General features: G+C 45.1%; 23 protein-coding genes. 8 read left to right on the forward strand and 15 right to left on the reverse strand.

The genetic code is table 11. The features are described from left to right. Nucleotides 1–10 precede the first annotated feature (10 nt). The 6 genes from WQ57_RS00385 to WQ57_RS00410 all read right to left on the reverse strand — a co-directional run bounded on the left by WQ57_RS00385 (nucleotide 11) and on the right by WQ57_RS00410 (nucleotide 6,713). Nucleotides 11–1,234, reverse strand: a complete 1,224-nt coding sequence (locus WQ57_RS00385; RefSeq protein ID WP_046521732.1) for an MFS transporter — start codon at nucleotides 1,232–1,234, stop codon at nucleotides 11–13. A 227-nt stretch (nucleotides 1,235–1,461) separates the two neighbouring features. Next, a complete protein-coding gene (sstT, locus tag WQ57_RS00390; protein WP_046521733.1) occupies nucleotides 1,462–2,700 on the reverse strand; it encodes a serine/threonine transporter SstT in 1,239 nt (412 codons plus the stop codon). A 258-nt stretch (nucleotides 2,701–2,958) separates the two neighbouring features. Next, nucleotides 2,959–3,798 (reverse strand): aldo/keto reductase, encoded by an 840-nt coding sequence (locus WQ57_RS00395; RefSeq protein WP_046521734.1) that lies wholly within the window; start codon nucleotides 3,796–3,798, stop codon nucleotides 2,959–2,961. Nucleotides 3,799–3,825: 27 nt separating this feature from the next. Further along, nucleotides 3,826–4,674 carry an NAD-dependent epimerase/dehydratase family protein gene (locus WQ57_RS00400; protein WP_046521735.1) on the reverse strand — a complete coding sequence of 283 codons (849 nt, stop codon included), beginning with the start codon at nucleotides 4,672–4,674 and terminating at the stop codon, nucleotides 3,826–3,828. A 142-nt stretch (nucleotides 4,675–4,816) separates the two neighbouring features. After that, the gene (locus WQ57_RS00405) at nucleotides 4,817–5,371 is read right to left on the reverse strand and encodes a thioredoxin family protein (RefSeq protein WP_046521736.1); all 555 of its coding nucleotides are present in this window, start codon (nucleotides 5,369–5,371) and stop codon (nucleotides 4,817–4,819) included. A 148-nt stretch (nucleotides 5,372–5,519) separates the two neighbouring features. Then, nucleotides 5,520–6,713 carry a hypothetical protein gene (locus tag WQ57_RS00410; RefSeq protein ID WP_046521737.1) on the reverse strand — a complete coding sequence of 398 codons (1,194 nt, stop codon included), beginning with the start codon at nucleotides 6,711–6,713 and terminating at the stop codon, nucleotides 5,520–5,522. Nucleotides 6,714–6,899: 186 nt separating this feature from the next. Here WQ57_RS00410 and WQ57_RS00415 point away from each other — a divergent pair, with 186 nt between their 5' ends. The 3 genes from WQ57_RS00415 to WQ57_RS27100 all read left to right on the forward strand — a co-directional run bounded on the left by WQ57_RS00415 (nucleotide 6,900) and on the right by WQ57_RS27100 (nucleotide 8,757). Beyond that, nucleotides 6,900–7,238: a DsrE family protein gene (locus WQ57_RS00415; RefSeq protein WP_046521738.1), complete on the forward strand. Its 339-nt coding sequence runs from the start codon at nucleotides 6,900–6,902 to the stop codon at nucleotides 7,236–7,238. A 45-nt stretch (nucleotides 7,239–7,283) separates the two neighbouring features. Continuing rightward, complete coding sequence (yedE, locus tag WQ57_RS00420; protein ID WP_046521739.1) at nucleotides 7,284–8,507, forward strand: selenium metabolism membrane protein YedE/FdhT; 1,224 nt, start codon at nucleotides 7,284–7,286, stop codon at nucleotides 8,505–8,507. Nucleotides 8,508–8,577: 70 nt separating this feature from the next. Continuing rightward, on the forward strand, nucleotides 8,578–8,757 hold the full coding sequence (locus WQ57_RS27100; protein WP_277620267.1) for a sulfurtransferase TusA family protein: 180 nt from the start codon (nucleotides 8,578–8,580) through the stop codon (nucleotides 8,755–8,757). 220 nt (nucleotides 8,758–8,977) lie between these two features. On the opposite strand, the gene WQ57_RS00425 is transcribed toward WQ57_RS27100, so the two are convergent. The 7 genes from WQ57_RS00425 to WQ57_RS00455 all read right to left on the reverse strand — a co-directional run bounded on the left by WQ57_RS00425 (nucleotide 8,978) and on the right by WQ57_RS00455 (nucleotide 15,989). Further along, nucleotides 8,978–9,577, reverse strand: a complete 600-nt coding sequence (locus WQ57_RS00425) for a flavin reductase family protein (RefSeq protein ID WP_046521740.1) — start codon at nucleotides 9,575–9,577, stop codon at nucleotides 8,978–8,980. A gap of 26 nt (nucleotides 9,578–9,603) precedes the next feature. Then, the gene (locus WQ57_RS00430) at nucleotides 9,604–10,848 is read right to left on the reverse strand and encodes an MFS transporter (protein ID WP_046521741.1); all 1,245 of its coding nucleotides are present in this window, start codon (nucleotides 10,846–10,848) and stop codon (nucleotides 9,604–9,606) included. A 79-nt stretch (nucleotides 10,849–10,927) separates the two neighbouring features. Then, nucleotides 10,928–12,433 (reverse strand): sodium:solute symporter family protein, encoded by a 1,506-nt coding sequence (locus tag WQ57_RS00435; RefSeq protein ID WP_046521742.1) that lies wholly within the window; start codon nucleotides 12,431–12,433, stop codon nucleotides 10,928–10,930. Nucleotides 12,434–12,447: 14 nt separating this feature from the next. Continuing rightward, nucleotides 12,448–12,687 (reverse strand): hypothetical protein, encoded by a 240-nt coding sequence (locus WQ57_RS00440; RefSeq protein ID WP_046521743.1) that lies wholly within the window; start codon nucleotides 12,685–12,687, stop codon nucleotides 12,448–12,450. Nucleotides 12,688–12,716: 29 nt separating this feature from the next. Next, on the reverse strand, nucleotides 12,717–13,349 hold the full coding sequence (leuD, locus tag WQ57_RS00445; protein WP_046521744.1) for a 3-isopropylmalate dehydratase small subunit: 633 nt from the start codon (nucleotides 13,347–13,349) through the stop codon (nucleotides 12,717–12,719). Next, nucleotides 13,349–14,773, reverse strand: a complete 1,425-nt coding sequence (gene leuC, locus WQ57_RS00450) for a 3-isopropylmalate dehydratase large subunit (protein ID WP_046521745.1) — start codon at nucleotides 14,771–14,773, stop codon at nucleotides 13,349–13,351. The genes leuD and leuC overlap by 1 nt, the downstream gene beginning before the upstream one ends. 13 nt (nucleotides 14,774–14,786) lie before the next feature. Beyond that, nucleotides 14,787–15,989, reverse strand: a complete 1,203-nt coding sequence (locus WQ57_RS00455; protein ID WP_046521746.1) for a CaiB/BaiF CoA transferase family protein — start codon at nucleotides 15,987–15,989, stop codon at nucleotides 14,787–14,789. 215 nt (nucleotides 15,990–16,204) lie between these two features. Between WQ57_RS00455 and WQ57_RS00460 the strand changes: the two genes are divergently transcribed. Together WQ57_RS00460 and WQ57_RS00465 are read left to right on the forward strand one after the other, a co-directional pair. Continuing rightward, nucleotides 16,205–16,876, forward strand: a complete 672-nt coding sequence (locus tag WQ57_RS00460; RefSeq protein WP_046521747.1) for a GntR family transcriptional regulator — start codon at nucleotides 16,205–16,207, stop codon at nucleotides 16,874–16,876. Further along, entirely contained in the window at nucleotides 16,873–17,757 is an 885-nt protein-coding gene (locus WQ57_RS00465) for a hydroxymethylglutaryl-CoA lyase (protein WP_046521748.1), read from the forward strand. Before WQ57_RS00460 ends, WQ57_RS00465 begins: the two co-directional genes overlap by 4 nt. A gap of 96 nt (nucleotides 17,758–17,853) precedes the next feature. Here the strand turns inward: WQ57_RS00465 and WQ57_RS00470 are convergent, their stop codons facing one another. Next, entirely contained in the window at nucleotides 17,854–18,699 is an 846-nt protein-coding gene (locus tag WQ57_RS00470) for a sulfurtransferase (RefSeq protein WP_046521749.1), read from the reverse strand. Nucleotides 18,700–18,953: 254 nt separating this feature from the next. On the opposite strand from WQ57_RS00470, the gene WQ57_RS00475 reads away from it, so the two are divergent. The 3 genes from WQ57_RS00475 (at nucleotide 18,954) to WQ57_RS00485 (ending at nucleotide 23,151) form a co-directional block, all read left to right on the forward strand. Further along, a complete protein-coding gene (locus tag WQ57_RS00475; RefSeq protein WP_046521750.1) occupies nucleotides 18,954–20,249 on the forward strand; it encodes a hypothetical protein in 1,296 nt (431 codons plus the stop codon). 169 nt (nucleotides 20,250–20,418) lie between these two features. After that, nucleotides 20,419–21,600: a M20 metallopeptidase family protein gene (locus WQ57_RS00480; RefSeq protein WP_046521751.1), complete on the forward strand. Its 1,182-nt coding sequence runs from the start codon at nucleotides 20,419–20,421 to the stop codon at nucleotides 21,598–21,600. 24 nt (nucleotides 21,601–21,624) lie between these two features. Further along, nucleotides 21,625–23,151 (forward strand): AbgT family transporter, encoded by a 1,527-nt coding sequence (locus tag WQ57_RS00485; protein WP_046521752.1) that lies wholly within the window; start codon nucleotides 21,625–21,627, stop codon nucleotides 23,149–23,151. Nucleotides 23,152–23,291: 140 nt separating this feature from the next. Here WQ57_RS00485 and WQ57_RS00490 read toward each other — a convergent pair whose 3' ends face one another. Continuing rightward, entirely contained in the window at nucleotides 23,292–23,474 is a 183-nt protein-coding gene (locus WQ57_RS00490; protein WP_046521753.1) for a hypothetical protein, read from the reverse strand. Nucleotides 23,475–23,525: the final 51 nt, after the last annotated feature.

Here is a 23,525-nt window from a genome sequence, read left to right on the forward strand (position 1 = left end):
GGGACGGTTCTCATGCTTCCTCTGAAGCACGAGAACCGTCCCTTTGCATCAATAGTACCCCAATTAACCCGATTGCTGAAAAGACGACGGGGGTAATAAACCCGTAGTAGTAACCATGAAATTGATCTAATACGAGACCAAAAATGCTGGGCAGCAAGACGGCGCTCAAGAAACCGCCTGTGTTCGCGAACCCCGAGGCGATGCCTGACTCGCCCACCGGAAAAGATTGCCGCACCGCAGCGAATGTTAAGGCGTTGGCGCCGTATGCAAGACCTATCACAAAGAAAAGGATGGTCAAAAAGAAAAGCGGCGGATTCGCCCCAGTAACGAGGAAGGCTGACCAGCACAGAACAATTAAGGCATGCACGACGATATAAGGCTTTTTAATCATTCCCAGCATGCTTGATAGCTGACCAGCCAATGGAGCACCGATGAGAGCTCCCACCAAACCGATTAAAACGAGCTGGCTGCCTTCCGTCCGGGACATTCCGTACACATCCATCCCATAAGGCACCGCCCATGAACCGATGAAACCCACATAGGTACCGACAAGCCCAAAGTGGCAGAGAAACAGCGCCCATGCTTGCCGGCTGGACATGATCCTCCGCAACAGCCCGGCCGTTTTTTCACGTTTGATTTTCCTTTTCTCAAACAGGGGCTGATTTGGTTTTTTCACCAGTACAAAGTAGAGAAGAAACGCACATACACATAAAAGGATCCCAGTCGAAAAAAACGCTGGTCGCCATCCAAGGAGATCAATCCAGGCTGCAAACGGGACGGTCGCCACCAGAAACCCGAGGCTCCCCGTCATCGCCGCAATTCCAATTAAAGAGGAAAATTCCCTGACATTGAACCACCGGCTCAAAATCAGCACCATATTGACCCAGATGGTCGCATCGCCAATTCCCGTAAGGGTCCTGGCAAAAAACAAGACCACTTCATGTGTGCCAAGACTGTAAATGATGGTTCCCGTCCCGGTTAGAAGAGGACCGCCGACCAGAAAAAAGTTGGGCCCAAAGCGGTCCGCAAACAGCCCCATCGGAATTTGCAGCGCCGTATAAACCAAAAACTGAATGCTCGCCAGGAGCCCAATAGTCGAAGCATTCACCGAAAACTCCCTCATCACTTCATTTGTGACCAAACCCGGAGCTGTCCGCTGAGTGGACATCAATAGATAGGTAAACAGCACACAACCCAAAACAATCCACCTGTATCGTAAATTTTGTTTATCCAATCTCTTATGCTCCCACTGGTTTTTATACAATATATGGAGGTTCCTAATGCGGTAGAATCTTTGCTTGCTTACTTGGGTCGAGTGTTAAAAAAAGGAGGCGGAAGTACACGGGACGAGGGATTCATTTTTATTGTGTACTTAGCACATAGTGTAAGTAGGTGAAAATATCCAAAGAAAAAGGGACGGTTCTTGTGCTTCTTTTGAAGCACAAGAACCGTCCCCAAGTTTTACGCGATTTCGTGTATTTCTGCTGCTTTACCTTCTTTGCGCAGTTCTTTATATTCTGCTGCGGCGGTGAAAACGACATCTGTTGATGAATTGAGTGCCGTTTCAACGGAGTCCTGAACGACACCGATGATGAAGCCGACTCCAACAATCTGCATCGCCACTTCATTTGGAATACCAAACAAGCTGCTTGCCAGAGGAATCAGGAGCAGTGAACCGCCTGCGACACCGGAAGCTCCGCATGCACTGACAGCTGCCAATACACTAAGGATGAGGGCTGTGGCGAAATCCACCTGGATGCCCAATGTATGAACCGCAGCAAGTGTCAGGACGGAAATTGTAATCGCAGCGCCCGCCATATTGATGGTGGCTCCCAGCGGGATGGAAACAGAATAAGAATCTTTATTTAAGCCCAGCTTTTTGGCCAATTCCATGTTCACAGGAATGTTTGCGGCGGAGCTTCTGGTAAAGAAGGCCGTCATTCCGCTTACTTTTACAGCCGTCCAAACCAGCGGATATGGGTTTCTCCGTGCCGTCACATAAACGAGCAGCGGATTCATGACAAAAGCCACAAAGAGCATGCACCCGACTAGGACAGCAAGAAGCTTTCCGTACCCTAATAGGGACTCAAGACCATTGGTCGTGATGGATTCGATGACAAGCCCCATGATTCCGAACGGCGCAAACTTGATGACCCAGCCTACCATTTTCGTAACAGCATCTGAAATATTGGATATCAATGTTTTAGTTGAATCAGATGCACTTCTTAAAGCAAAACCGAGAACCAGCGCCCACGCTAAAATCCCAATATAGTTTGCATTCGCAATCGCATTGAATGGATTATCGACGACGTTCATCAATAATGTACGAAGAACCTCCACTACACCGCCAGGGGCGGTAAAACCTTCAGCGCCTGTCGCCAGTGTCAGCTCGACAGGGAATAAAAAGCTGGCGATTACGCCCACCACCGCCGCAAAAAAGGTCCCTGACAGATAAAGCGCGATAACGGTTTTCATATTGGTTTTCGCACCTTTTTTATGCTGGACGATGGCTGCCATCACCAAAAAGAATACAAGTACAGGTGCGATCCCTTTTAACGCACCCACGAATAAAGATCCGAGGATGACAAGCGGTTTCCCTGCACTGGGAGCCAGTACGGCAAGCAGGATCCCGACTGCCAATCCAATCATGATTTGCTTCACGAGGCTCAGCCTGCTCCACATTCCCCATAAACTTTTCATAGAAATATTCCCCCATTATTCTAGTCTGTTAAAATAATAACCATTAGAAAGAATTATAAATGCCTAAATCATCTGCAGTCCCTTCTAAAAAGACAACTGTCTTTTTGCGATAGATTTATTATAGCTTTTCTTATACTACTTTACAATAATAAAAATACTATGTAAAGAATAGTTTTACAATTCAGAATAGATGGCACAAAAAAGCATAACCCTTCTTCAATGGAGGAAAGGTTATGCTTGATAGGTGCATAAGTACGATTATATTTTATCAAAGTCATCCGGATCCGCAAACTGGCGCTGGTCCTGATTAAGGGCATTGATTTGCTCCATGTCTTCCTGTGTGAGTTCAAAATCAAAGACATCCGCATTTTCAGCGATACGGTGCGGCTTGACCGACTTAGGGATCGTTACGACTCCAGTCTGGATATCCCAGCGAATGATGATTTGGGCGGTGGATTTATTATATTTATTGGCGATTTCAACCAAGGCTGGTTCCTCGAGCAGGCCGCCTTGCATCAGCGGTGACCATGCTTCAAGCTGGATGCTGTGCTTTTTGCAGAATTCATGCAGTTCCCGCTGATTAAATCGCGGATGATATTCCACCTGATTGACCATTGGGACAATTTCGCTATTGGCAATGAGTTCTTCAAGATGGTGAATCTTAAAATTGCTTACCCCAATGGCGCGGACACGGCCATCTTTATAAAGCTTTTCAAGCGCCTTCCACGTTTCAACATATTTGCCCTGGGAAGGAAGAGGCCAATGAATCAAATAAAGATCCAGGTAGTCCAACCCCAGTTTCTTCATGCTGGTTTCAAATGCAGCTAGAGTAGCTTCATAGCCTTGGTCGGCGTTCCAGACTTTTGTCGTGATGAACAGCTCTTCCCTAGGTACATTGGACTCGGCAATCGCTTGGCCGACTCCCTCTTCATTTTTGTACACGGCAGCTGTATCAATGCTTCTGTAGCCCAATTCAAGAGACGTTTTGACAGAATTGACAACTTCCTCGCCGTCCTTGACCAGGAAAACACCAAGGCCCAGCCATGGCATTTTCACCCCATTATGTAAAGTAGTCGTGCTTTGTAGACCATTCGTCATCGTTTGTCACTCCTTCAATATATAGAATTATAGGTTCACATAGTCTCTCCATTTATGAGTGGGCTTCCAATTCAGGAGTTTCTTGGCTTTTTCATTGTTTAGCAGAGGTTCGAAGCCCGATAGTTCCTTCCTGAAGTCTTTCACATCCGGAAAGCATTTTTCCATCAATTGTTTGCTCTCGATATCCATACTGGTTTCATCCGCCCCGATGTTTAGGGCAACAGAACCCAGCCCGTCTGTCTCAACGGCCAGCCGGTAAGCAGTTGCTGCATCACGTGTATCAATATAACTCCATAAAATCGGTATGCGCTGTTCAGGATCATGGATGAACCCTGGAAAGTTCTGATACATTTCAGGAGAAATGACATTTCCCAGCCTGAAGGATACTACTTGCATTCCGGTCCTCCGGTGGATCATATGAGCTGTTTCCTCATTGACAATTTTGGATAACCCATAGCTTTCTTCCGGCAGCTGCGGATGCTCTTCATCAATTGGTACATATTGCGGACCGAGGTTTTGCCTGGAAAAACAAATACCGTAGGAAGATTCACTTGATGAGATAACGGCCTTTTTTATTCCCAAATTTCCCGCTGCTTCCAAAATGTTATACGTGCTCATCACATTGTTTTGGAAGGTGACTTCGTTTGGATGGGAATAGGCAACCGGAATCGCAGCTAGATGCACGACCGCATCGGCACCTGCCAATACCCCATACACCTCACCCAGATTGGTCAAGTCTGTAATGACCGTCCTGCAAAGTGCTTCTTTTGGATGCTTCAGGTCAGCATTTACCACTTCATACTCATGTTCCAAAAATTCGGTTATGACGGCAGAACCAAGCAAACCGCTTCCACCTGTAATGACTACCTTTTTCATTTTCAATTCCCCATTCCCGGAACTACTTAGTTTGTCCTTTGACTGAACTAAGTATATGCAAAAAACTTTAGTTTTTCAAGTAAAAAGAGACAGAGGGACGGTTCTATTGCTTCAATGAAGCGCGAGAACCGTCCCTCTGCTTTTATTTCAATGCTGCCAGCATGTCCTTGGTGATTGATTCCCAAAGAGCTTTGTCTTCTGTCAGGCCTTTTTGGAAAGCCGGAATGGCTTTTTTAAATGCCTCGTCAAACTCAGGTGTGCCTTTTGGAGGCAAAGACCCAAATAATTCATCAGCAAGTCTTTGGGCTTCCGGTGCACGCGGCCCCCATTTTGCCACTTCCTCGCCCTCCTGGTCAATCAAGACAATGATCGGAATCGAGCGTGATTTCCCATTGGTTAAATATTGATCCATCAGTTCGAGATTCTCATCCCGAATAAAGTAGCGGACATCAATAAGCGCCTCATTGGCGATCCTCAGGAATAATGGGATGTTGACCATCGCATCTCCGCACCAGTCTGCCGTAAGAATGAGTGCCCGAAGCTTCTTATCCTGAAGTCCGTGAAGGAAGCCCCTTTGATTCTCTTCAAGGTGACTTGAATTGTACACTTTCAGCAAGCCCTCCCGATTCACTTTCATGCTTGAAATATATTCGGTTGTCGTCATTCCCTGCTTAAACCACTCATTTAATGATTTCATATTGACACCTCGCCCTTTTGTAGTGACTTTTTATAGAATTCCCTGACAGGAGCATTCCCTCAATTGATTATACACAATTTTTCACCTGAACCTGGGTTTTAACACTCATACTACTTATTAACTGTACTCACTGGAAACCCTTATTGCCTTAAGTGATTTGAAAAAGCTCACCTATATTGAAGACATACTCATCAGGCAGCTTGTCTGCTTCTCTTGAGATTTCCGCTCTGAAGCTTTCCCTTCCCTTTAGCACAATCTGATTCTTTTTAATGATGATTTTGCCAAAACTGTAGGGGGCATAAAAAGTATTAATAAAATCAATATGGTTGACAGACGTTTTCCCTGTTGTCAAATCTGTCACTTTAAGGTTGTACTTCGCTTTTTCCAAGTGGCTTTTTGGTACCTTGTAAACAATCTCCGCTAAATAGTCTTTATTTGTTTTAGAGTCATACGTTAATTCCATATCAAGACCTTTTTGTTTGATCGTGTGGATGACTTTCTCTATTTTTTCATTTTCTAGATGGTCGAATTCGGAGATCAACCTTAACCCATCACAGACACTATAAAACAACATCTCAGCCCTAACCTGCTCGTCACCGGCTAAATATGCAGCGATATCAAGGGTGGAATACGTATATTTATGCCAGGTTTCCAATGCGATTTCCTGTTTGGCCATGTCCATTGTCTCGCCAATATGGATGTAAATTTCATCATAATTGGGAAGCAGCACGTTGGCCTTCCTTAATAGATTGCTAAACAACTCCGAATAAATATAATCATAGGGAGATAATGTTCCCTTTTCAAACTTGTCGTATATCCGAATCCCCACTATTTTCCTGGTTAAAGGACGAGGGTGGATGGAACAGCTGTACATCAAACAGTCTGCCCTTTTCGCCTGGTTTTTCACCCAGATTTCCTGCTCAATTTTCGCGTAGTCTTTAAGTTCTTCCTTCGTTTTGGGAACAAACGAAAAAGCATTTCTATAGTCAGCCAGCAGTTCCTCTTCGTGAAAATCCATTGGTTCTTTCCGTTCTATGTATCTGACTTTCTTAATGGCTTCTTCCACCTTCATCAATCCGTGTTGAAAATCTTCCAGATCCAATTTACCCGGATTTTTGAAACCTCCATTCACCTCCACTTCCGCAATCGTCTTATATAAGGAATTAAGCTTCAATTTTTTTGTTCGCGGAGCATTCTGAATGAATCGGATCAGAATACACTCAAAGGTATGTCCATGGAATTTACCGATTAGATGTTCATTTAAAAAGGTGTCGAGCAAGTGTAATGTCCTGTTATTGGTTTCCTTGCTTTTGAAATCCTTGTACTCAATCAGGAATCTCATGCGGGCTCCTTTCACAGCGTTTATGCTTCATTATTTTAAATTATATAATTCCGTTAATATGAGGGCCAGTGGTTTAAAGATTATCGAAAAAACCTCTACACACCTACCACATCTATCCAAAATCCCGATAGGTCCCTCACCTGCTATTTGCTAAAATGGTGTTATGATTTCAGGGAGGGTGAAGATTTGAAGAATAAAGTGATTTTACTTGCATCTGACCAGCTTGGGAAAGGAGAAAAAGAATTAGGCGAAGGAATTTTGGAAACTTTTTTCACAATCCTTAAGCAAAAAGAGGAGCTGCCTAAGGCAGTTTTTTGTATGAACAGCGGTGTTTTCACCTTAACAGAACGCTCGCTTGTTTCTCTCCACCTAAAAGAACTTGAATCCAAAGGGGTCGACGTTTTGGCTTGCAAAACCTGTGTTGACTATTACGAGGTTCAGGAACAGCTGACAGCTGGAAAAATCAGTTCCATGGCGGACTTTATTGAGCTGGCTTCAAAATATGAAGTTTTAACACTATCTTAATGAGTTAGGCTTTGCAACCTAAACGAAAGGAGATGGACCTCAAAGGTGAAGCTGTACAACAAAATATTCAATCAATATTGGAATCCCTATGTTGCTTTAGGGCTCGCTGGCCTGGTGAGCGCCTTGTATTTTAGCCTCACGGCAACAGTTTGGGCCGTTACCGGAGAGTTTACAAGATTGGGTGGACATATCTTGCAGTTGGTTGGAGTGAATGTGTCGCAATGGGATTACTTCCAGCTGGTAGGATTGGAAGGTACGCCCATCAGCCGGACAGATGGCTGGATCGTGATTGGGATGCTGGCCGGTGCCTTGATCACCATCTTGTTAAGCAACAGCTTTAAGATTCGTTTCCCGAGACAAAGGCGGCGCCTCGTCCAGGGATTTTCCGGCGGAATCATCGCCGGTTTTGGCGCCCGTCTTGCTCTCGGCTGCAACCTGGCGGCGTTTTTTACGGGAGTGCCGCAATTCTCTTTCCATGCATGGATTTTCATGGTCACGACCGCAATTGGAACCTACCTTGGCGTAAAGGTAGTGAACACGAAATGGTGGCGGGGAAAGCCCAATCTGCGTAAAAGCACTGGAAAAGCAGTCAAAAGAACTGCGGTGAAAAATACCAGGATCCAGCCGGTTTTAGGATGGCTGTTCGCTTGTATATATATAGGAATCATCATTTATTTATTCGCAACAGGAAAAAACCTTCTGGCAATTGGAGCGATTGCCGGTGCCCTCTTCGGAATTTTGATTGAAAGAGGACAAATCTGCTTTACTTCCGCTTTCCGGGATATGTGGATCAGCGGGCGTGCAATCATGTCGAAGGCCATCGCTGTCGGAATGATTATCAGTGTCGTTCTCACTTTTATTTATATCCAAACTGGTGCTGTCCAGATCATTAAAGTCGCCGCTCCAAGCACAGTCATTGGCGGTCTTTTATTTGGATTTGGAATCGTTCTTGCCGGAGGGTGCGAGACAGGCATGATGTACCGGGCCATGGAAGGCCAGGTGCTCTTCTGGGTTGTGGGAGCAGGCAATATCGTCGGCGCGACCCTTTTGGCCTACGGCTGGGATCACCTCGGGATTTTCAATGCACTTGCAGAAGGATGGCCGCAAGTGAACCTGATTGAAACGTGGGGAGCAACAGGTGCCCTAATCGGGACATTGGCCATGCTTGCACTATGGTTCCTTCTCTCCAGCTGGTGGGAAAAACACTTCCGTTATGGGAAAGGAATTAAGATAGAAGAATCAAGACCATTGGCAGCAAAGGAGGTTTAATATATTGTCGCAAGAACTTGAGATTGATTACACGTTGGACATCCGCGGGGAGCCTTGACCGTATCCCGTCATTTATGCGCTGGATGCGCTAAAAGAGATGAAAATTGGGGAAGTGCTCGAAGTGATTGCCGATTGCCCGCAATCGTTCCGAAATGTTCCTGAAGAAGCGGTCAGGCATGGCTATGAGCTTGTCGCTGAGCCGCACAAGGATGGGCAGGACCTTTATTTTTATATAAAAGTCGTGAAATAAAACTAGCTGGTTTTTTGCTAGTTTTTTCTTTTTAACAAAAAAGGAGTTTCCCCCTTATACAAAGAAGTTAGTATAAAGTAAGGAAGTGCTTCCCATCAAAAAGCAGGCTTCAAAAGCCTGGATTCTCCATGGGAAGCTTTTTTTCAGGTTTGAAAGAAGGGTTCAGCTTTGAAATCAGTCCTGCGGAACCTGTCCTAATAAGACACAGCCCCAATCACAATCACCGTTTTGGCAATTGGAACAGCTCTTTCATTTCACTAAAACTTCCGGCCAGCCTTCCGAGCGGATCCAGCTTTTCAAGATTGACTTTATAATTTCCAAGATAATATTGATCTTGAATATGGTAATGCACCATTTGTCCAATGATTAAGTGGTCAGAACCAAGCGGAATGATTTGTTCAAGCTTGCATTCCATTTGGATTGGGGCTTCCTTGACTCGTTTTGGACTGACGATAGCACTATCTATGGGAGTCAAACCCGCGGCTTCAAACTCATTTACATCCGCCGGCAGGTTTTCCGAGCTCTTCATCATGGGATTTCCAAGCTTAGAATTTACAACATTAATGACGAACTCTTTTTGGGAACGTATATTCACAAGGGTATCCTTCTCCGTTCCCTCTCTTTCTCCAACCCCCGGGCCTACTGAGATGCAAAGCATAGGCGGCTTCCGGGAAGCAACAGTAAAAAAGCTGTATGGCGCGAGATTAAGAACCCCCGCTTCAGAAATGGTCGAAACCCATGCAATGGGCCTTGGCACAACCGAACCACTCAGCAATTTATACACTTCTTTTTCTCCAAGCTCTGCAGGATTAAATTCCATGCATAATCCTCTCCCCTCTAAAATTCCTATTCAGGTGAATTTTCCTTTTTACTAATCAAGGCTAAATAAGCAAGCATAACAAAGACCACAGCCATCAATCCGGCAATGAAGAGCCAGCCAAATGTAAAGCTTCCGGTTCTATCGACCATAAAACCGAATAGGGGTGGAATCAGAATAACCCCGATGGAACCAAACATTATACTAACCCCGCTTGATATTCCTGCCTGGGCCGGATGGACGATCTCACTGGCCAGGTTCATCCAAATGCCATTGAAACCGGCGACGGAAAAACCAAATATGCTTATAATGGGTACCAAGGTCCAGAAGGTAGCACTTGGAATCAAAGCAACCGATAAGCTCGAAAGCGCAGTCAGAACTGTAATTATAAGTAAAATCACAACCCGGTTTCCATTAAACAAGAAGTCGCTGATCATCCCCCAGGCAACCCGCCCCAAGGTCCCACTCACTTCAGAAATAACAAAAAGGATTCCCGACAAAACGAGCGTAATCCCAAACTTTTCATAAGCAAAGAGCACAAGGTACGTATTTAAACACATTTGTGAACCGTTTAATCCAGCAGCACTTAAGCTGACAAGCATGAGTGATTTATTTTTGAGCATTCCAAACATGGACTTATAAAAAGCAACGAGCCCACCCCGGTTCGCGGAACTCTTAACCCTTATCCGGTCATGGTATAGGATTGAAGCAATCCAGCCGCTGAAAAGCAAAAGGACGCAAGCACCAAATACGACAGGACGCCAGCCATACCCAGCCCCTAATGGCAGTAAAATCAGGCCGGCAAGCGCTGATCCGGCTGTTATCCCCATTTGTTTAATTCCCATTGCCGTTCCTCGCTGTTTTAACGCAAACCACTCAATAATTCCCTTGTTCGTAATGGGGTGCATTGATCCATAGCCGACACCGCCAATGATGACAAGAAGAAGGACAGCCCAAAATTGGCTCAGGAAGGTCATAATTAAAAAACCGATACCAAGGAAAAACGCAGCAGCCATTAATAATCTTCGTGATCCAAACTTATCGGTTAAAAACCCGGCCGGAACCGAAGCAATTGCCTGGCCTAAAAAAAGGGCGGCGGGCAGCATCCCGATTTGCGATTTCGTCAAGCTCAGGTCTTCTCCAATGAGGACTCCGAGCGGCCCTATGCTGCGGCCGACAAAGGCGACCAGGAGCTGAGCCAATAGCAGGAACAACAGCATCCGCCATGGTTCGGAATTGAATGCCGCCTTATTTTTTACCATTAAATCTGCCATACTTTTTCGCCTCTTCCGCCTTAAACAGCTAACCCTCAGCAAGGAATCACCCAACTGAGGGAAGTTAGTTTCTTTTACCTTATAAATTGACTACATTCATATCTTCTTCCAGAACAGGATCTTTCTTTGCAGAAGCGGAGGATAGATACGAACCAACGATACAGATGATAAAGTTCAGCGACAATCCGATGATTCCGCCATGGATGCCATAAACCGTTTTGTTTCCGGTAAAGGTAAGGACTCCTGCAACAATGGCACCAATGACCATTCCCCAGAAAACAGCCTTGCCATTTAAACGCTTCCAATAAAGCCCTAAAACGAAGGCAGGAAAGACTTGGACAAGCAATTCAAATTTCAGGACGAAGATTTCGTAAAGCGTTCCTGGAGGGTTCCAGGCAATCCAAAGCAAACCGAAGATGGCAATAATGCCAACGATTTTCCCGACCATTACTTTTCGATGCTCACTCGCCTTAGGGTTGATGAACTTTCCATAAACATCATTTGAGATCAGAGATGAGAAGCTTAATAAAACAGAATCCGCCGTTGAAACAATGGCTGCGACGATTCCGCCAAAGAAGATGATCATAATCCAATAGAAGAAACTATTAATTGAAGCGATTTCATTGGCCATTAACCCCACCAGCTGTTCCGAGTCTCCCCCTTCCAAGCCTGGGAACAGTTTAATTCCAATAATCCCGACCAGAAAAACAAGCCCAGTCGTAAGAAGCGGCATCCACGCCATTCGCGCAAAGGATTTCTTCAGTGTTTTTTCGCTGCGGGCAGCATAAATCCTTTGTACAGCGTGCGGATAAATACTGGCACCTAGACCAACCAGAATAAGCATGCTAAACCAGTTGATATTTACTTCCGCTGCCGGCACCGCGAGCTTAGCCGGTTCCGTTTCGGCGATAAATTGGGTTATCGAACCGAAGCTTCCGCCGGCCAGATAAATTCCGCCGGCCACGAAGGCAAAAATTCCAATCAAGAGAACAATTCCCTGCATGACATCTGTGAAGGCAACAGCCTTCATGCCGCCCATCCATTCATAAGCCAGCATGACGAATACAAAAGCCAGAACAGCTATTTGATACGGAATCGTCCCCCCTGTCATACCTGAAACGGCCTGGCCAATGGCCACCAATTGTTCAAGCAGGTAGTTTCCTAATCCCCACAGCATCAGAAAAATGGCTAGGAGGGTTATCCCTTTTGAGTTAAAACGATGTTCCAGCCAATCTGTCGGTGTCACAAAGTTCCGCTTTTTCGCAATAACATACAATCGAGGGGCGAACAGCAGATAAACCCCAATAATGATGGTCATAAATGAAATAGACTGCAGCCATGAAAAACCTGTTCGGTAGGCTGTAGGCGCATAGCCAACGATGGTATTCCCGCTATATTGTGTGGCAAATAGTGTAAAGAACAGGGCAATGATTCCCAGATTTTTTCCTGCTAGATAATATCCTGTTAAACTTTCGTGGATATTTTTTTCACCCCGGCCGGAAAAATAGCCGATAACAAGCATAATGATCGCAAAGGCTGACAAAATGATAATTCCGTCTATTCCTGCAAACGTTAATTCACCCATGGGTCATCCCCCCTCTATTTGTTCGCTTCTTCTTCGTCTTCAACCAAGTTCCATTGCGTCAGGCAAATCCAGCTTAAGTACGCACTTAAAATGACTGAAAAAATTAAAATGATGAATCCCCACAAAGGGAAACCAAAAATATAAGGCTCTACCATGGAATCGGAAAAATACCAAGGAACATTTCCTAGTAAAATAATGACTAGGCCGATCCAAATCCACTTTTTCTGGATCGGTTCTTTTACGTCTTTGTTCATGTAATTGCCCCCTTTAACACAGATGAGAGTTAGGAGTTGCTATCAACACTATTTGCAGTCGCTAAGGCAGGATAAAACACTTTATGGCTCCCTTCAAACGCAGTGATTTTTTCCTCTGCTCTTAAAGTGGCGCCTATTTCGTCCAATCCCTCAAGCAATAATTGCTTCCGGTAAGGAGCGATTTCAAAGACTGCCTCAAATCCGTCATGGCCTTTTACTGTTTGACTCTCCAAATCCACTGTAAGCTTCAGTCCAGGCTGAGCTTCCGCCTGGTCAAACAGAAACTGGATGACGTCCTCCGGCAGTACAATCGGCAGGATTCCGTTTTTGAAGCAATTATTATGAAAAATATCGGCAAAGGACGGCGCAAGAATAACGCGGATGCCAAACTCTGAAAGAGCCCACGGGGCATGTTCCCTGGATGAGCCGCAGCCGAAATTCTTTCTTGCCAAAAGAATCGGCGCATTCCGGAATGGTTCCATGTTTAACACAAAATCGGGTTTCTCTTTGCCATCTTCATACCGCCAATCATAGAACAGAAATTGTCCGAATCCGGTCCGTTCAATTCTTTTTAGAAACTGCTTGGGAATAATGGCATCCGTATCAATATTTGCTGCATCCAATGGAGCTGCGACTCCTGTTACTTTTTTAAAAGACTGCATTATACCATTACTCCTTCCTGTTCCTTTGCTGGCCATTGGCGTACATCGACAAAATGCCCGGCAATCGCCGCAGCCGCTGCCATTTCTGGACTTACTAGATGGGTTCTCGCCTTTTTCCCCTGCCGTCCTTCAAAGTTACGGTTTGATGTCGAGGCACAGCGCTCTTCCGGGCCTACAAGGTCATCGTTCATGCCCAGGCACATGCTGCAGCCGGCTTCACGCCACTCAAACCCCGCCTGCAAAAAGATTTGATCCAGTCCTTCTGCTTCCGCTTGCTTCTTCACCAGCTGTGAACCCGGTACAACCAGCGCTTCAACCCTTTCGGCGACTTTGCGGCCTTTCGCAATCGCTGCTGCTTTCCGCAAATCCTCGATGCGGCTATTCGTACAGGATCCGATGAACACCTTGTCGATCTGAATCTCGGTGATTGGTGTTCCCGGAGCGAGGCCCATATACTGAAGGGCTTTTTCAGCGGAACGCTTTTGTGCCTGCGGAAGTTCTTCCGGGGTTGGCACCGTCGCGGAAATGCCGGCAACTTGTCCGGGATTTGTTCCCCAGGTCACTTGCGGCGTCACCTTTTCTGCATCAAACTCGATTTCCAAATCAAACTGGGCGTTTTCATCACTATGGAGTGTTTTCCACTCAGTCAGTGCTGCTTCCCAGTCACTGCCTGATGGCGCATACCCCCTTCCTTTCAAATAATCGAAGGTCGTTTCATCAGGGGCAATCAACCCTGCACGCGCTCCCATTTCGATGCTCATATTGCACACTGTCATTCGCTCTTCCATTGAAAGGTTCCGGATCACATCCCCGCGATATTCAATCACATATCCAGTCGCAAAATCATGGCCATATTGACCAATAATTGCAAGAATCAAATCCTTTGCCGTGGTCCCTCTTGGTAAATCCCCTTTAATATTGATCGCTAAAGTTTTAGATTTATATTGCTTTAAGGTTTGGGTCGCAAGCACATGCTCCACTTCACTTGTGCCGATTCCAAATGCGAGGGCACCAAATGCTCCATGTGTAGAAGTATGGCTGTCGCCGCACACAATTGTTTGTCCTGGCTGGGTAATCCCCAGTTCGGGAGCGATCACATGGACGATGCCTTGATTGGCACTTTTCAAATCATATAACTTGATTCCAAAGTCAGTGCAATTGTCCACAAGTGTTTCCACTTGCTTGCGGGCAATCTCATCCTGGACCGGCAGTGAGCGATTCCTGGTGGGAATGCTGTGGTCCATCGTTGCTAATGTCAAGTCCGGACGGCGCACTTGGCGATTTTGGATCCGGAGTCCTTCGAATGCCTGTGGAGAGGTGACTTCATGGACCAAGTGAAGGTCAATATAGACCAGGGAAGGCTGATCTCTTTCTTCCGAAACGAGATGGCGGTCCAAAATTTTCTCATACAATGTCTTGCCCATTTGATCGACCTCCTTAAATAATTTTCTTTTCCGCTAGTTCTTTTATTTTTTCCTGGTCATACCCCAGCAGATTTTGATAGATTTCTTCATTATGCTTGCCCATTGCCTCTGGCCCGGCATGCTTTACTTCACCTGGAGTTCTGCTTAATTTCGGAACAATCCCTGGCATCGGGAAATCCCCTAATTGTGGATGCTCGACATGGAGAATCATCTCCCGCGCCTGATAATGCGGGTCCTCCACAATATCCTTTGCCGTATAGATCAATCCGGAAGGAACCCCTTTTTCCTCCAGGATGGCCAGTGCTTCCTTTGCCGGCAAGGTCTTCGTCCACTCTTCAATCATAGAATCGAGCAGCTTCATGTTTTCTCCCCTCGCATGATGGGTCGAAAAACGCGGGTCGTTGGCGAGTTCAGGCTGTTCCATCGCCTCGCACAGCCTGCGGAACACTCCATCCGCATTAGCACCGATCACAATATACGTTTTGTCTTTTGTAAAATAAATATTGGATGGTGCAACTCCAGGGAGGATATTCCCCATCCGCTCCCGGATATAGCCTGCCAATAAGTAATCCGGGATGATGCTCTCCATCACCGAGAAAACCGATTCATAGAGCGCCGTATCCACCACTTGCCCTCTTCCGGATTGCTCCCGTTCATGTATGGCGACTAGGCAGCCAATCGTTGCGAACAGCGCCGCTAATGTATCCCCGATTGAAACGCCGATCCGGGATGGCGGCCGGTCTTCGAAACCGGTTACATTTCTGAGCCCCCCCATCGCTTCGCCAACACTTCCAAATCCCGCCCGGCTTTTATAAGGCCCTGTCTGCCCAAAACCTGATGTTCGGACCATGATCAATTTCGGGTTGATTTCCGAAAGAATCTCATAAGATAGATTCCATTTTTCCATTGTGCCTGGCCGGAAATTCTCGATGAGAATGTCGGCTTCTTTCACTAAATCCCTTAAAATAGCTTGTCCTTCTTCCTCGCGCAGGTTCAAGGTAATCGACTTTTTGTTTCTCGACTGAATCGGCCACCAAAGGCCGACTCCATCCTTTGATTTTCCCCAATCACGCATCGGATCTGATTTTCCCGGCGGCTCCACCTTAATCACTTCCGCCCCAAAGTCTCCTAGCAATCTGCCGGTAAAAGGCCCGGCCAATAACGTTCCCAATTCCAGTACCCGTAAATCTTGTAAAGGCAGTTTCGTTTCAGACATGTTGGTCCCCCCAGGTGGTTTGTCGTTTTGAATTTTCTGATTATGTATACAAATTTATTGGTTTGTATACAAGAAGTCAACCGTATTTTAAAAATTTTTAGATAATTAGTTAAATCCACCTATAAACTGGTCATTTTCACTCCTTTTCTATTAGTTTTCAGAAAATTCATTGAAAAATAAATACTGTTTGTATACAATAACCTTGAGGTGTTGGAATGGATGCATACAAATTTATAAAAGATGCCATTATCCTAGGAAAGTATGTACCTGGTATGAGACTGGGAGAAGAGACATTAGCCAAGGAATTGAATTTAAGCAGGACACCTGTCAGAGAAGCGATAAAACAATTGGAGGCAGAAGGACTGGTTGTTCCTCTAAAACGGGGTGTAGGCGTCAGAAGCTTTACGAAAGAGGATATTAAGGAGATTTATGACTTAAGAAGCCTGCTGGAAAGCTATGCCGCCAGCCAGGCGGCCATGCACCGAAATGAAGCCGATCTGATTGAGCTGAAAACCGCAAATGAACTATATGAAAAAGCGATCCACGACCATCTTCAATCCGATATGGCCAGCATCCGCAAAATTGTCAAAGTGAATCAACGATTTCATGAAGCGATCGTTTCAGCTGCAAAAAATAAGCATTTACATTTTCACATTTCGAAGGTGGTGGTTGTTCCGATTGTATTCCGCTCCTTTTACTGGTACTCCGATTTCCATCTTCAGCAATCTCTTGAAGTTCATAAAATCATTTATAAGGCGATTGAAAACAAAGAAGCTGAACGGGCCCGGATTGCCATGCATGAACATATTTTCCAAGGACGCGACAATGTATTGAACCATTTGAATGATATTAAAATCAGTCACTTTTTCAGGGGGGAACCAGGATGATTGAAATTTGTGAAGTAGGTCCACGCGACGGATTGCAAAATGAAAAGAAAATTCTTTCCACCGAAGTAAAGGCAGAACTAATCACCAAACTCATAGATACCGGCATCACCAATATTGAGGCCGTTTCGTTCGTCAATCCAAAGGTCGTTCCGCAAATGGCCGATGCAGAAGAGCTGTTGAAAGTTCTTCCAAAGCGCGCGGACATACGTTACGGCGGCCTTGTGTTAAGCCGCTCGGGTCTTGAGCGTGCACTGAAAACCGATGTGGACTTCCTCCATGTGGTCACTACCACAAGTGATAGTTTCAACTTAAGAAATGCTAAAAGGACCGTTGACCAAGCGGTCACGGAACTATCGAAAGTCATCAAGGAGGGCGCTGATTCCGGCAAGGGAGTCGCTGGAGTGCTCGGAACCGCGTTTGGATGTCCGTTTGAAGGACAGGTGCCGTTAACAAAGGTGCTAAATGTGACGGAAGAATTTTTGAAAGCTGGCTGCACAGAGATAACGCTGGCCGATACGACTGGAATGGCGAATCCCATACAGGTTCAAACCGTAGTTGCTGCCTTTTATGAGCACTTCGGCAAAGATTTGTCACTAGGCCTCCATTTCCATAATACTCGCGGTCTTGGTCTCACCAATATCCTTGCCGGCTATCAAGCAGGTGTCCGGCGTTTTGATTCTTCCATTGGCGGCCTGGGCGGCTGCCCGTTTGCCCCAAAAGCCGTTGGAAACGCCTGCACCGAAGACATGGTCAATATGTTCCATTCAATGGGCGAACAAACGGGTACAGACCTGAACAAACTTGTGGAAACGGCCCAATGGCTTGAAGGAAAGATGGACCGCCCATTGGACGGAATGCTGATGAAGGCAGGAATTGCTTAGTGTTTGTTTGAGAAGAGTTATTTTAGATGGTGGAGCCCGCGGACAGTTTATTAATTGGTCCGCAGGCTATTTTTTCGTTGGGGGTCTCTAGGTATCTTATTTATGCGCTTCCCCTTTTTCGACTGGATTATCAGCATGCGATACCCAGTCACTATAGCTTCCGGCATACAGCTTTACATTTTGGTAACCTGCCATTTTTAATGCGATATAATTTGGCGTGGCGGTAACGCCTGAGCCACAGTAAACAATAATAGACTGCTCTTGACCCAGGTCTGCGAATCTCTTTTTCTGTTCTTCGCTATTTTTAAAGGAACCTTGCTCCATGCTATCTCCCCAAAAACGATGGATAGCGCCTGGAATATGCCCCGGTATCCGGTCAATCGGTTCCATTTCTCCTAAAAAGCGTGCCTTGTCCCTTGAATCAATTAAAATTGCAGAAGTATCCTTATTTGTTACAGCTTCTTTTACTTCTTCATAGGAAGCAAGCATCTCTTTTTGAAGTTTGACTTCAAATGTAGCGGACTTGGATTCAGGAACTTCCTGGGTGGTTGGATAGCCGGCTTTCACCCAGCCTTTAAACCCTTCATTCAACACATAGACGTTTTCATGCCCGAGATAGCGAAGCAGCCACCAAAACCGGGAGGCAAACTGCCCTTCCCCGCCGTCATAAGCGACAACAGTTTTGGAATGGTCTATTCCTGCCTTTTCAAGCTCGTTCCTGAATGCATCGATTTCCGGAAGCGGATGCCTGCCTCCGTGTTTTGAAACAGGAGATGACATTTGTTTTTCCAGATCAAAATAATAGGCACCTGGAATATGGCTTTCATGATAGAGAGTTTTTCCTTGCTCCGGATTTCCCAGCTCAAACCGGCAGTCTGCAATTTTTACCTCCTTGCTGTCCAGTCGTCCAAATAGCCAACTCTTTTCTACAGTAACATTCACTGTAACCTCTCCCCTCAACCTATACTTTAAGAATAATATTAATTTTCATTCCAATACTTAGCAATCCATTCATTCATAGATTCATATTAAATCGCCGGCTACTCTAATATGTAATTGATTTTTTACCTGCTTATATCCAGTATAATTATATAGGAACAGGGAATGGACAAGGTACCTAACATGCACTACCATTAGAACTAAAACATTATCTTTGAAATCAAAGGGCCCGTCCCGATAAGTTGGAGGTGAAACTTTTGTATCATGTTGGAGTAGTTGGTCCCGAGCCATCTGTAGCCCGGATTTTGGATGTTGCCAAAGATTTCGAAAAGGAAATGACCTTTCACCCTTTTACATATAAACAGGCGATTGAAACGAAGGAAATCGTGTTAACCCATCAAAAAGAGGTCGATGCCTGGCTTTTTTCGGGGCCCATCCCTTTTGTGATTGCCAAAAGTGTCCTGGGTGATGATGAATCTTTGTACGGGGTTCTATTTCTGGAAACAGGAATCTATCGCTCATTGGTTAATTTGTTTCTGCAAAAGGACGGAGTTTTTAAACGAATTAGTATGGATTTCCCTGAAGAAGTCGATATTCTGGATGATACTCTCAAGCAATTGGATTTCCCTGTTGAAAACTTGCTTGTCAGAACATTCCCCGCTGATGCCGATGAAGAGGATATTTACAACTACCATTATCACCTTTGGGAAAAGGGAGAAAGTGATGGAGTGCTGACTAGTTATCCTGGTGTGAAGGAAAGGCTTGAACAAAAAGGTATTACGGTTTCGTGGATTACGACAACCAGGCTGGAAACGAAACAGACCTTGCTGGCACTGTCCGAAAAGGCCAAAGCACAATACTATAAAGATACACAGGTTGCCGTTTGTTTTATCGAAATTGGAAACCTTGAGATTGACCAGGAAGAGCTGTTGTATGATAGCCAATGGAAACAGTTGAAAATGGAAGAGACCGTGCTCCGCGTCAGCCGGAAGCTGAATGGGTCCTTTCATAAGACTGGAAATGGGGATTATATGATTTTCAGTTCACGCGGTGAGGTCACTCAGCATAAGGACCTGCTTCAGGATACCGTTCAAAAAATAAGGGATGAATGGAAACATTCTGTTGCGGTTGGCGTTGGGTTTGGGGACTCCGTTCTCAGGGCTGAATTCCATGCAAGGATGGCCGTGCAGCGTTCGAGAACGTCACAACAGGATATTTTAGTGTTTCTGGATGAGCAAGGTGAAGTCGAAGAGTACCATAATCAGCACACCATTATATCTTATCTAAGCGAAAGTGACGAACCCGAGCTGGTTGAAAAGCTTGCACAACATCAGCTAAGCGTGCAAATGTACAATAAAATCCGCAGCCACGTCGAACACAAGAATTGGAACACTTTTACTAGCAAAGATCTGGCAATGGAGCTGGGGATGAGCTTCAGGAACGCCCAGCGAATCCTCCTTGGTCTCCGGAAGACCGGCCTAATACAGGAAGTAGGCGAAACAAAAAGCAGTGATAAAGGAAGACCCATGAAACTATACAGTTTTTACATTTGAAACAGTCTGATTCAGGCTGTTTTTTTGTTTGTATAAAACAAAAACTTGCATTTCGATGTAAATAAACCTTACATGGATTTTAAAATTTTTGTTGAAAGTTGTCGATAAATTCTTTATACTTTATTTAACGCAATTGCGTTATATATGCGTTTTATAAGGAGTGAATTTCGTGAACTTCAGCAAGATTCAACAACAAATTGAAGAAGTGTACAAGGACGTTATTGAATGGCGCCGTCACCTGCACAAAAACCCTGAGCTGTCGTTTGAAGAAGTCCAGACAGCTCAGTATGTATATGATCTACTGGAGAGTTTTGGCGGATTTGAGTTGTCAAGGCCTACCAGAACCAGTGTGCTGGCAAGGCTGAAAGGAACCAGGCCTGGTAAAGTGATTGCTCTTCGCGCGGATATGGATGCCCTTCCTGTTCAGGAAGAAACCGGCCTCCCCTTTGCTTCTGCCAAAAAAGGGGTCATGCATGCATGCGGCCATGATGCCCATACTTCCATGCTGTTGGGAGCGGCAAAAATTTTAAAAGATTGCAAAGAGGAATTAAGCGGTGAAATTATCTTCATATTCCAGCACGCCGAAGAACTGCCTCCAGGCGGAGCAAAGGAAATGGTTGCCGCGGGCGTTTTGGACGGTGTGGACGAGGTAGTTGGAATTCATTTAATGTCTACCATCCCCTATGGAACGATAGGGATCAGGCATGGAGCGATCACATCTGCCAGCGATGTCTTCGAAATCACAGTCAAGGGCAAAGGCGGACATGCCTCCACTCCTGAACTGACAGTAGATCCGCTCGCGACAGGAGCTCAAATTGTAACCGGCTTGAATCACATTGTTTCCCGCTCCGTCGCACCATTGGATGCTGCTGTAGTTTCGGTTACCAAGTTTCATGGCGGAGGAACAGCTTTAAATGTGATACCAGACACGGTCGAAATAGGCGGTTCCGTCCGCACCCTGGATAACGGCGTCCGCGAACTGATTAAAACGCGGATCAGCGAAATAGCGGAAGGAATCGCTAGAGCAAACGGCGCGGAAGCACTTGTCGAGTATATGTATGGCTACAATCCAGTCATCAATGAAAAGGTAGTAACAGACAAAGTTACTTCTGTTATTGAAGAATATTTCCCGGAACGCAAATTGGATTGGATAGATCCAATGCTGGGCGGGGAAGATTTTTCTGCTTTTAGTGATGAAAAGCCAGGATGCTATATCATGATTGGATCCGGGAACTCTGAGAAAGGAATCATCTATCCGCATCATCACCCTAAATTTGATTTGGATGAAGCAGCAATGAAGGATGGCCTGAAATTTCATGTAATAACGGCTTTATCACTTACCAAAGGTTAATATGTTTTGAAGAGGAGGGAAATTATGGACCAAAACACTGTGAAGGAAAAAAAATCTTTTTTTGACCGTATGCTGGATTCGATCGAAAAAGCAGGAAATAAACTGCCTGATCCTATTGTACTGTTTTTTGTTTTGTCCGGAATCGTATTAATAGCTTCTTTTATTGCAGGGATCTTTAACCTCTCAGCTGTCCATCCAGGTACAGGAGAAACCATCGTGGCCAAGAACCTGCTTGATGGTGAAGGAATCGTCTACTTCCTGACCAATATGATCACCAATTTCAGTGGGTTTCCACCGCTTGGGATGGTGTTAGTCATGATGATCGGGGTAGGACTCGCAGAACAAAGCGGCTTCTTTTCAAGCTTGCTGAAACGCGCCGTTGTCTCCACACCTAAAAAAATCATCATTCCTAGTATTATTTTAATTGCTATTATTGCAAATGCTGCTGGAGATGCCGGACCAATCGTTTTGCCTCCATTAGCAGCAGTTGTCCTGATGTCTTTTGGCTATCATCCGCTTGTGGGATTGGTAGTGGCCTACGCTTCAACCCTAGGGGCATTTGCTGCTAACTTGATAATTGGGATGTCAGACACACTTGCTGCAGGTTTCACGGAAATTGGCGCGCAAACTCTTAATCCTGATTATTCTGCCAATCCTGCCATGAACTATTATTTTATGGCCGTATCTGCCATTATTCTATTATTCGTGTCCCTTTGGGTGACGCATAAATTCACCATTCCCCGTTTTGGAACCTATACGGGTGAAATCCAGGCAATGGAAGAAATGTCTTCTTTGGAAAAACGGGGTCTAAAATGGGCCGGTTTGGCTGCACTATTTTTTGTGATTGCCATCTTGGCCATGATCGTACCGGAAAATGGAGTGCTCCGTAATCCGGACACAGGTTCGATTATTCAGGATTCCCCCTTTATGACAGGAATCGTTCCAATTTTAACGCTCCTTTTCTTTGTACCAGGTCTTTTTTATGGATTTGGGGCTAAAACCATCCAGAGCTCAAGAGATTTTGGGGACATGCTAGGAAAGTCGATGAGTACAATGGGACCTTATATTGTGCTGGTATTTGCAGCTGCTCAAATGCTTGCATTCTTTTCAACCAGTAATCTTGGACCGATTATTGCCATCAAGGGCGCCGATTTCTTGAATGAAGTCGGATTTACCGGGATTCCACTGTTTTTGGGCTTCATCATTTTTTCGGCTCTTCTCAACTTATTAATCGGAAGTGCATCGGCGAAGTGGGCGATTTTGGCACCCATTTTCATTCCCATGTTTATGCTGCTGGATTACCACCCAGCTTTTACACAGGCGCTGTACCGTGTGGGAGATTCCATTACGAATCCTATTACACCAATGCTTCCATATCTTGTCTTGCTCTTGTCATTTGCGAAAAAGTATGATAAAAACATCGGATTGGGAACATTGATATCCGCTTTATTCCCTTATTCCATCTTCTTCGGTGTATTCTGGCTCATCCTGGTTATCATCTGGTACCTGCTAGGAATTCCAGTCGGACCAGAAGGACCCATTCATCTATAATCATTAGAGTATAAAAAAGTTTAGGTTTAACTAGGGATTCTAGTTGGACCTAAACTTTTTTATTAAACCATTAAAAATAGAATATCAGATTATCCGCTCCATTGTTGGTAACCTTTCAACCCCTACATTACTAAGCCGATCTACGAGTTTTTTCTATTAATAAATACAAAGAGAGAGACCGCAACAAATGAAATGAACATCAGAGAAAGAATGAATAAATCCCTGTGCATAACCAGCCATGCATTTTCCCCTGCGTGGATAATGAAACCAACCAACAGTACGACAATCATCCACTGTGTAAATCTTCCTTTATCCAATATCATTCTCCATCTCCTTTAACATTTAATTTAAGACTGGTACGTCTTCTTTCTAAA

The organism is Mesobacillus campisalis (genome assembly GCF_000986785.1).
Lineage (GTDB): Bacteria > Bacillota > Bacilli > Bacillales > Cytobacillaceae > Mesobacillus_B > Mesobacillus_B campisalis.

Bases quoted from the DNA above. Each gene is read 5' to 3' on its own strand.
- sstT (WP_046521733.1), bottom strand. From the start codon at position 2,700: ATGAAAAGTTTATGGGGAATGTGGAGCAGGCTGAGCCTCGTGAAGCAA.
- WQ57_RS00395 (WP_046521734.1), bottom strand. From the start codon at position 3,798: ATGACGAATGGTCTACAAAGCACGACTACTTTACATAATGGGGTGAAA.
- WQ57_RS00400 (WP_046521735.1), bottom strand. From the start codon at position 4,674: ATGAAAAAGGTAGTCATTACAGGTGGAAGCGGTTTGCTTGGTTCTGCC.
- WQ57_RS00405 (WP_046521736.1), bottom strand. From the start codon at position 5,371: ATGAAATCATTAAATGAGTGGTTTAAGCAGGGAATGACGACAACCGAA.
- WQ57_RS00410 (WP_046521737.1), bottom strand. From the start codon at position 6,713: ATGAGATTCCTGATTGAGTACAAGGATTTCAAAAGCAAGGAAACCAAT.
- WQ57_RS00425 (WP_046521740.1), bottom strand. From the start codon at position 9,577: ATGGAATTTAATCCTGCAGAGCTTGGAGAAAAAGAAGTGTATAAATTG.
- WQ57_RS00430 (WP_046521741.1), bottom strand. From the start codon at position 10,848: ATGGCAGATTTAATGGTAAAAAATAAGGCGGCATTCAATTCCGAACCA.
- WQ57_RS00435 (WP_046521742.1), bottom strand. From the start codon at position 12,433: ATGGGTGAATTAACGTTTGCAGGAATAGACGGAATTATCATTTTGTCA.
- WQ57_RS00440 (WP_046521743.1), bottom strand. From the start codon at position 12,687: ATGAACAAAGACGTAAAAGAACCGATCCAGAAAAAGTGGATTTGGATC.
- leuD (WP_046521744.1), bottom strand. From the start codon at position 13,349: ATGCAGTCTTTTAAAAAAGTAACAGGAGTCGCAGCTCCATTGGATGCA.
- leuC (WP_046521745.1), bottom strand. From the start codon at position 14,773: ATGGGCAAGACATTGTATGAGAAAATTTTGGACCGCCATCTCGTTTCG.
- WQ57_RS00455 (WP_046521746.1), bottom strand. From the start codon at position 15,989: ATGTCTGAAACGAAACTGCCTTTACAAGATTTACGGGTACTGGAATTG.
- WQ57_RS00460 (WP_046521747.1), top strand. From the start codon at position 16,205: ATGGATGCATACAAATTTATAAAAGATGCCATTATCCTAGGAAAGTAT.
- WQ57_RS00465 (WP_046521748.1), top strand. From the start codon at position 16,873: ATGATTGAAATTTGTGAAGTAGGTCCACGCGACGGATTGCAAAATGAA.
- WQ57_RS00485 (WP_046521752.1), top strand. From the start codon at position 21,625: ATGGACCAAAACACTGTGAAGGAAAAAAAATCTTTTTTTGACCGTATG.
- WQ57_RS00490 (WP_046521753.1), bottom strand. From the start codon at position 23,474: ATGATATTGGATAAAGGAAGATTTACACAGTGGATGATTGTCGTACTG.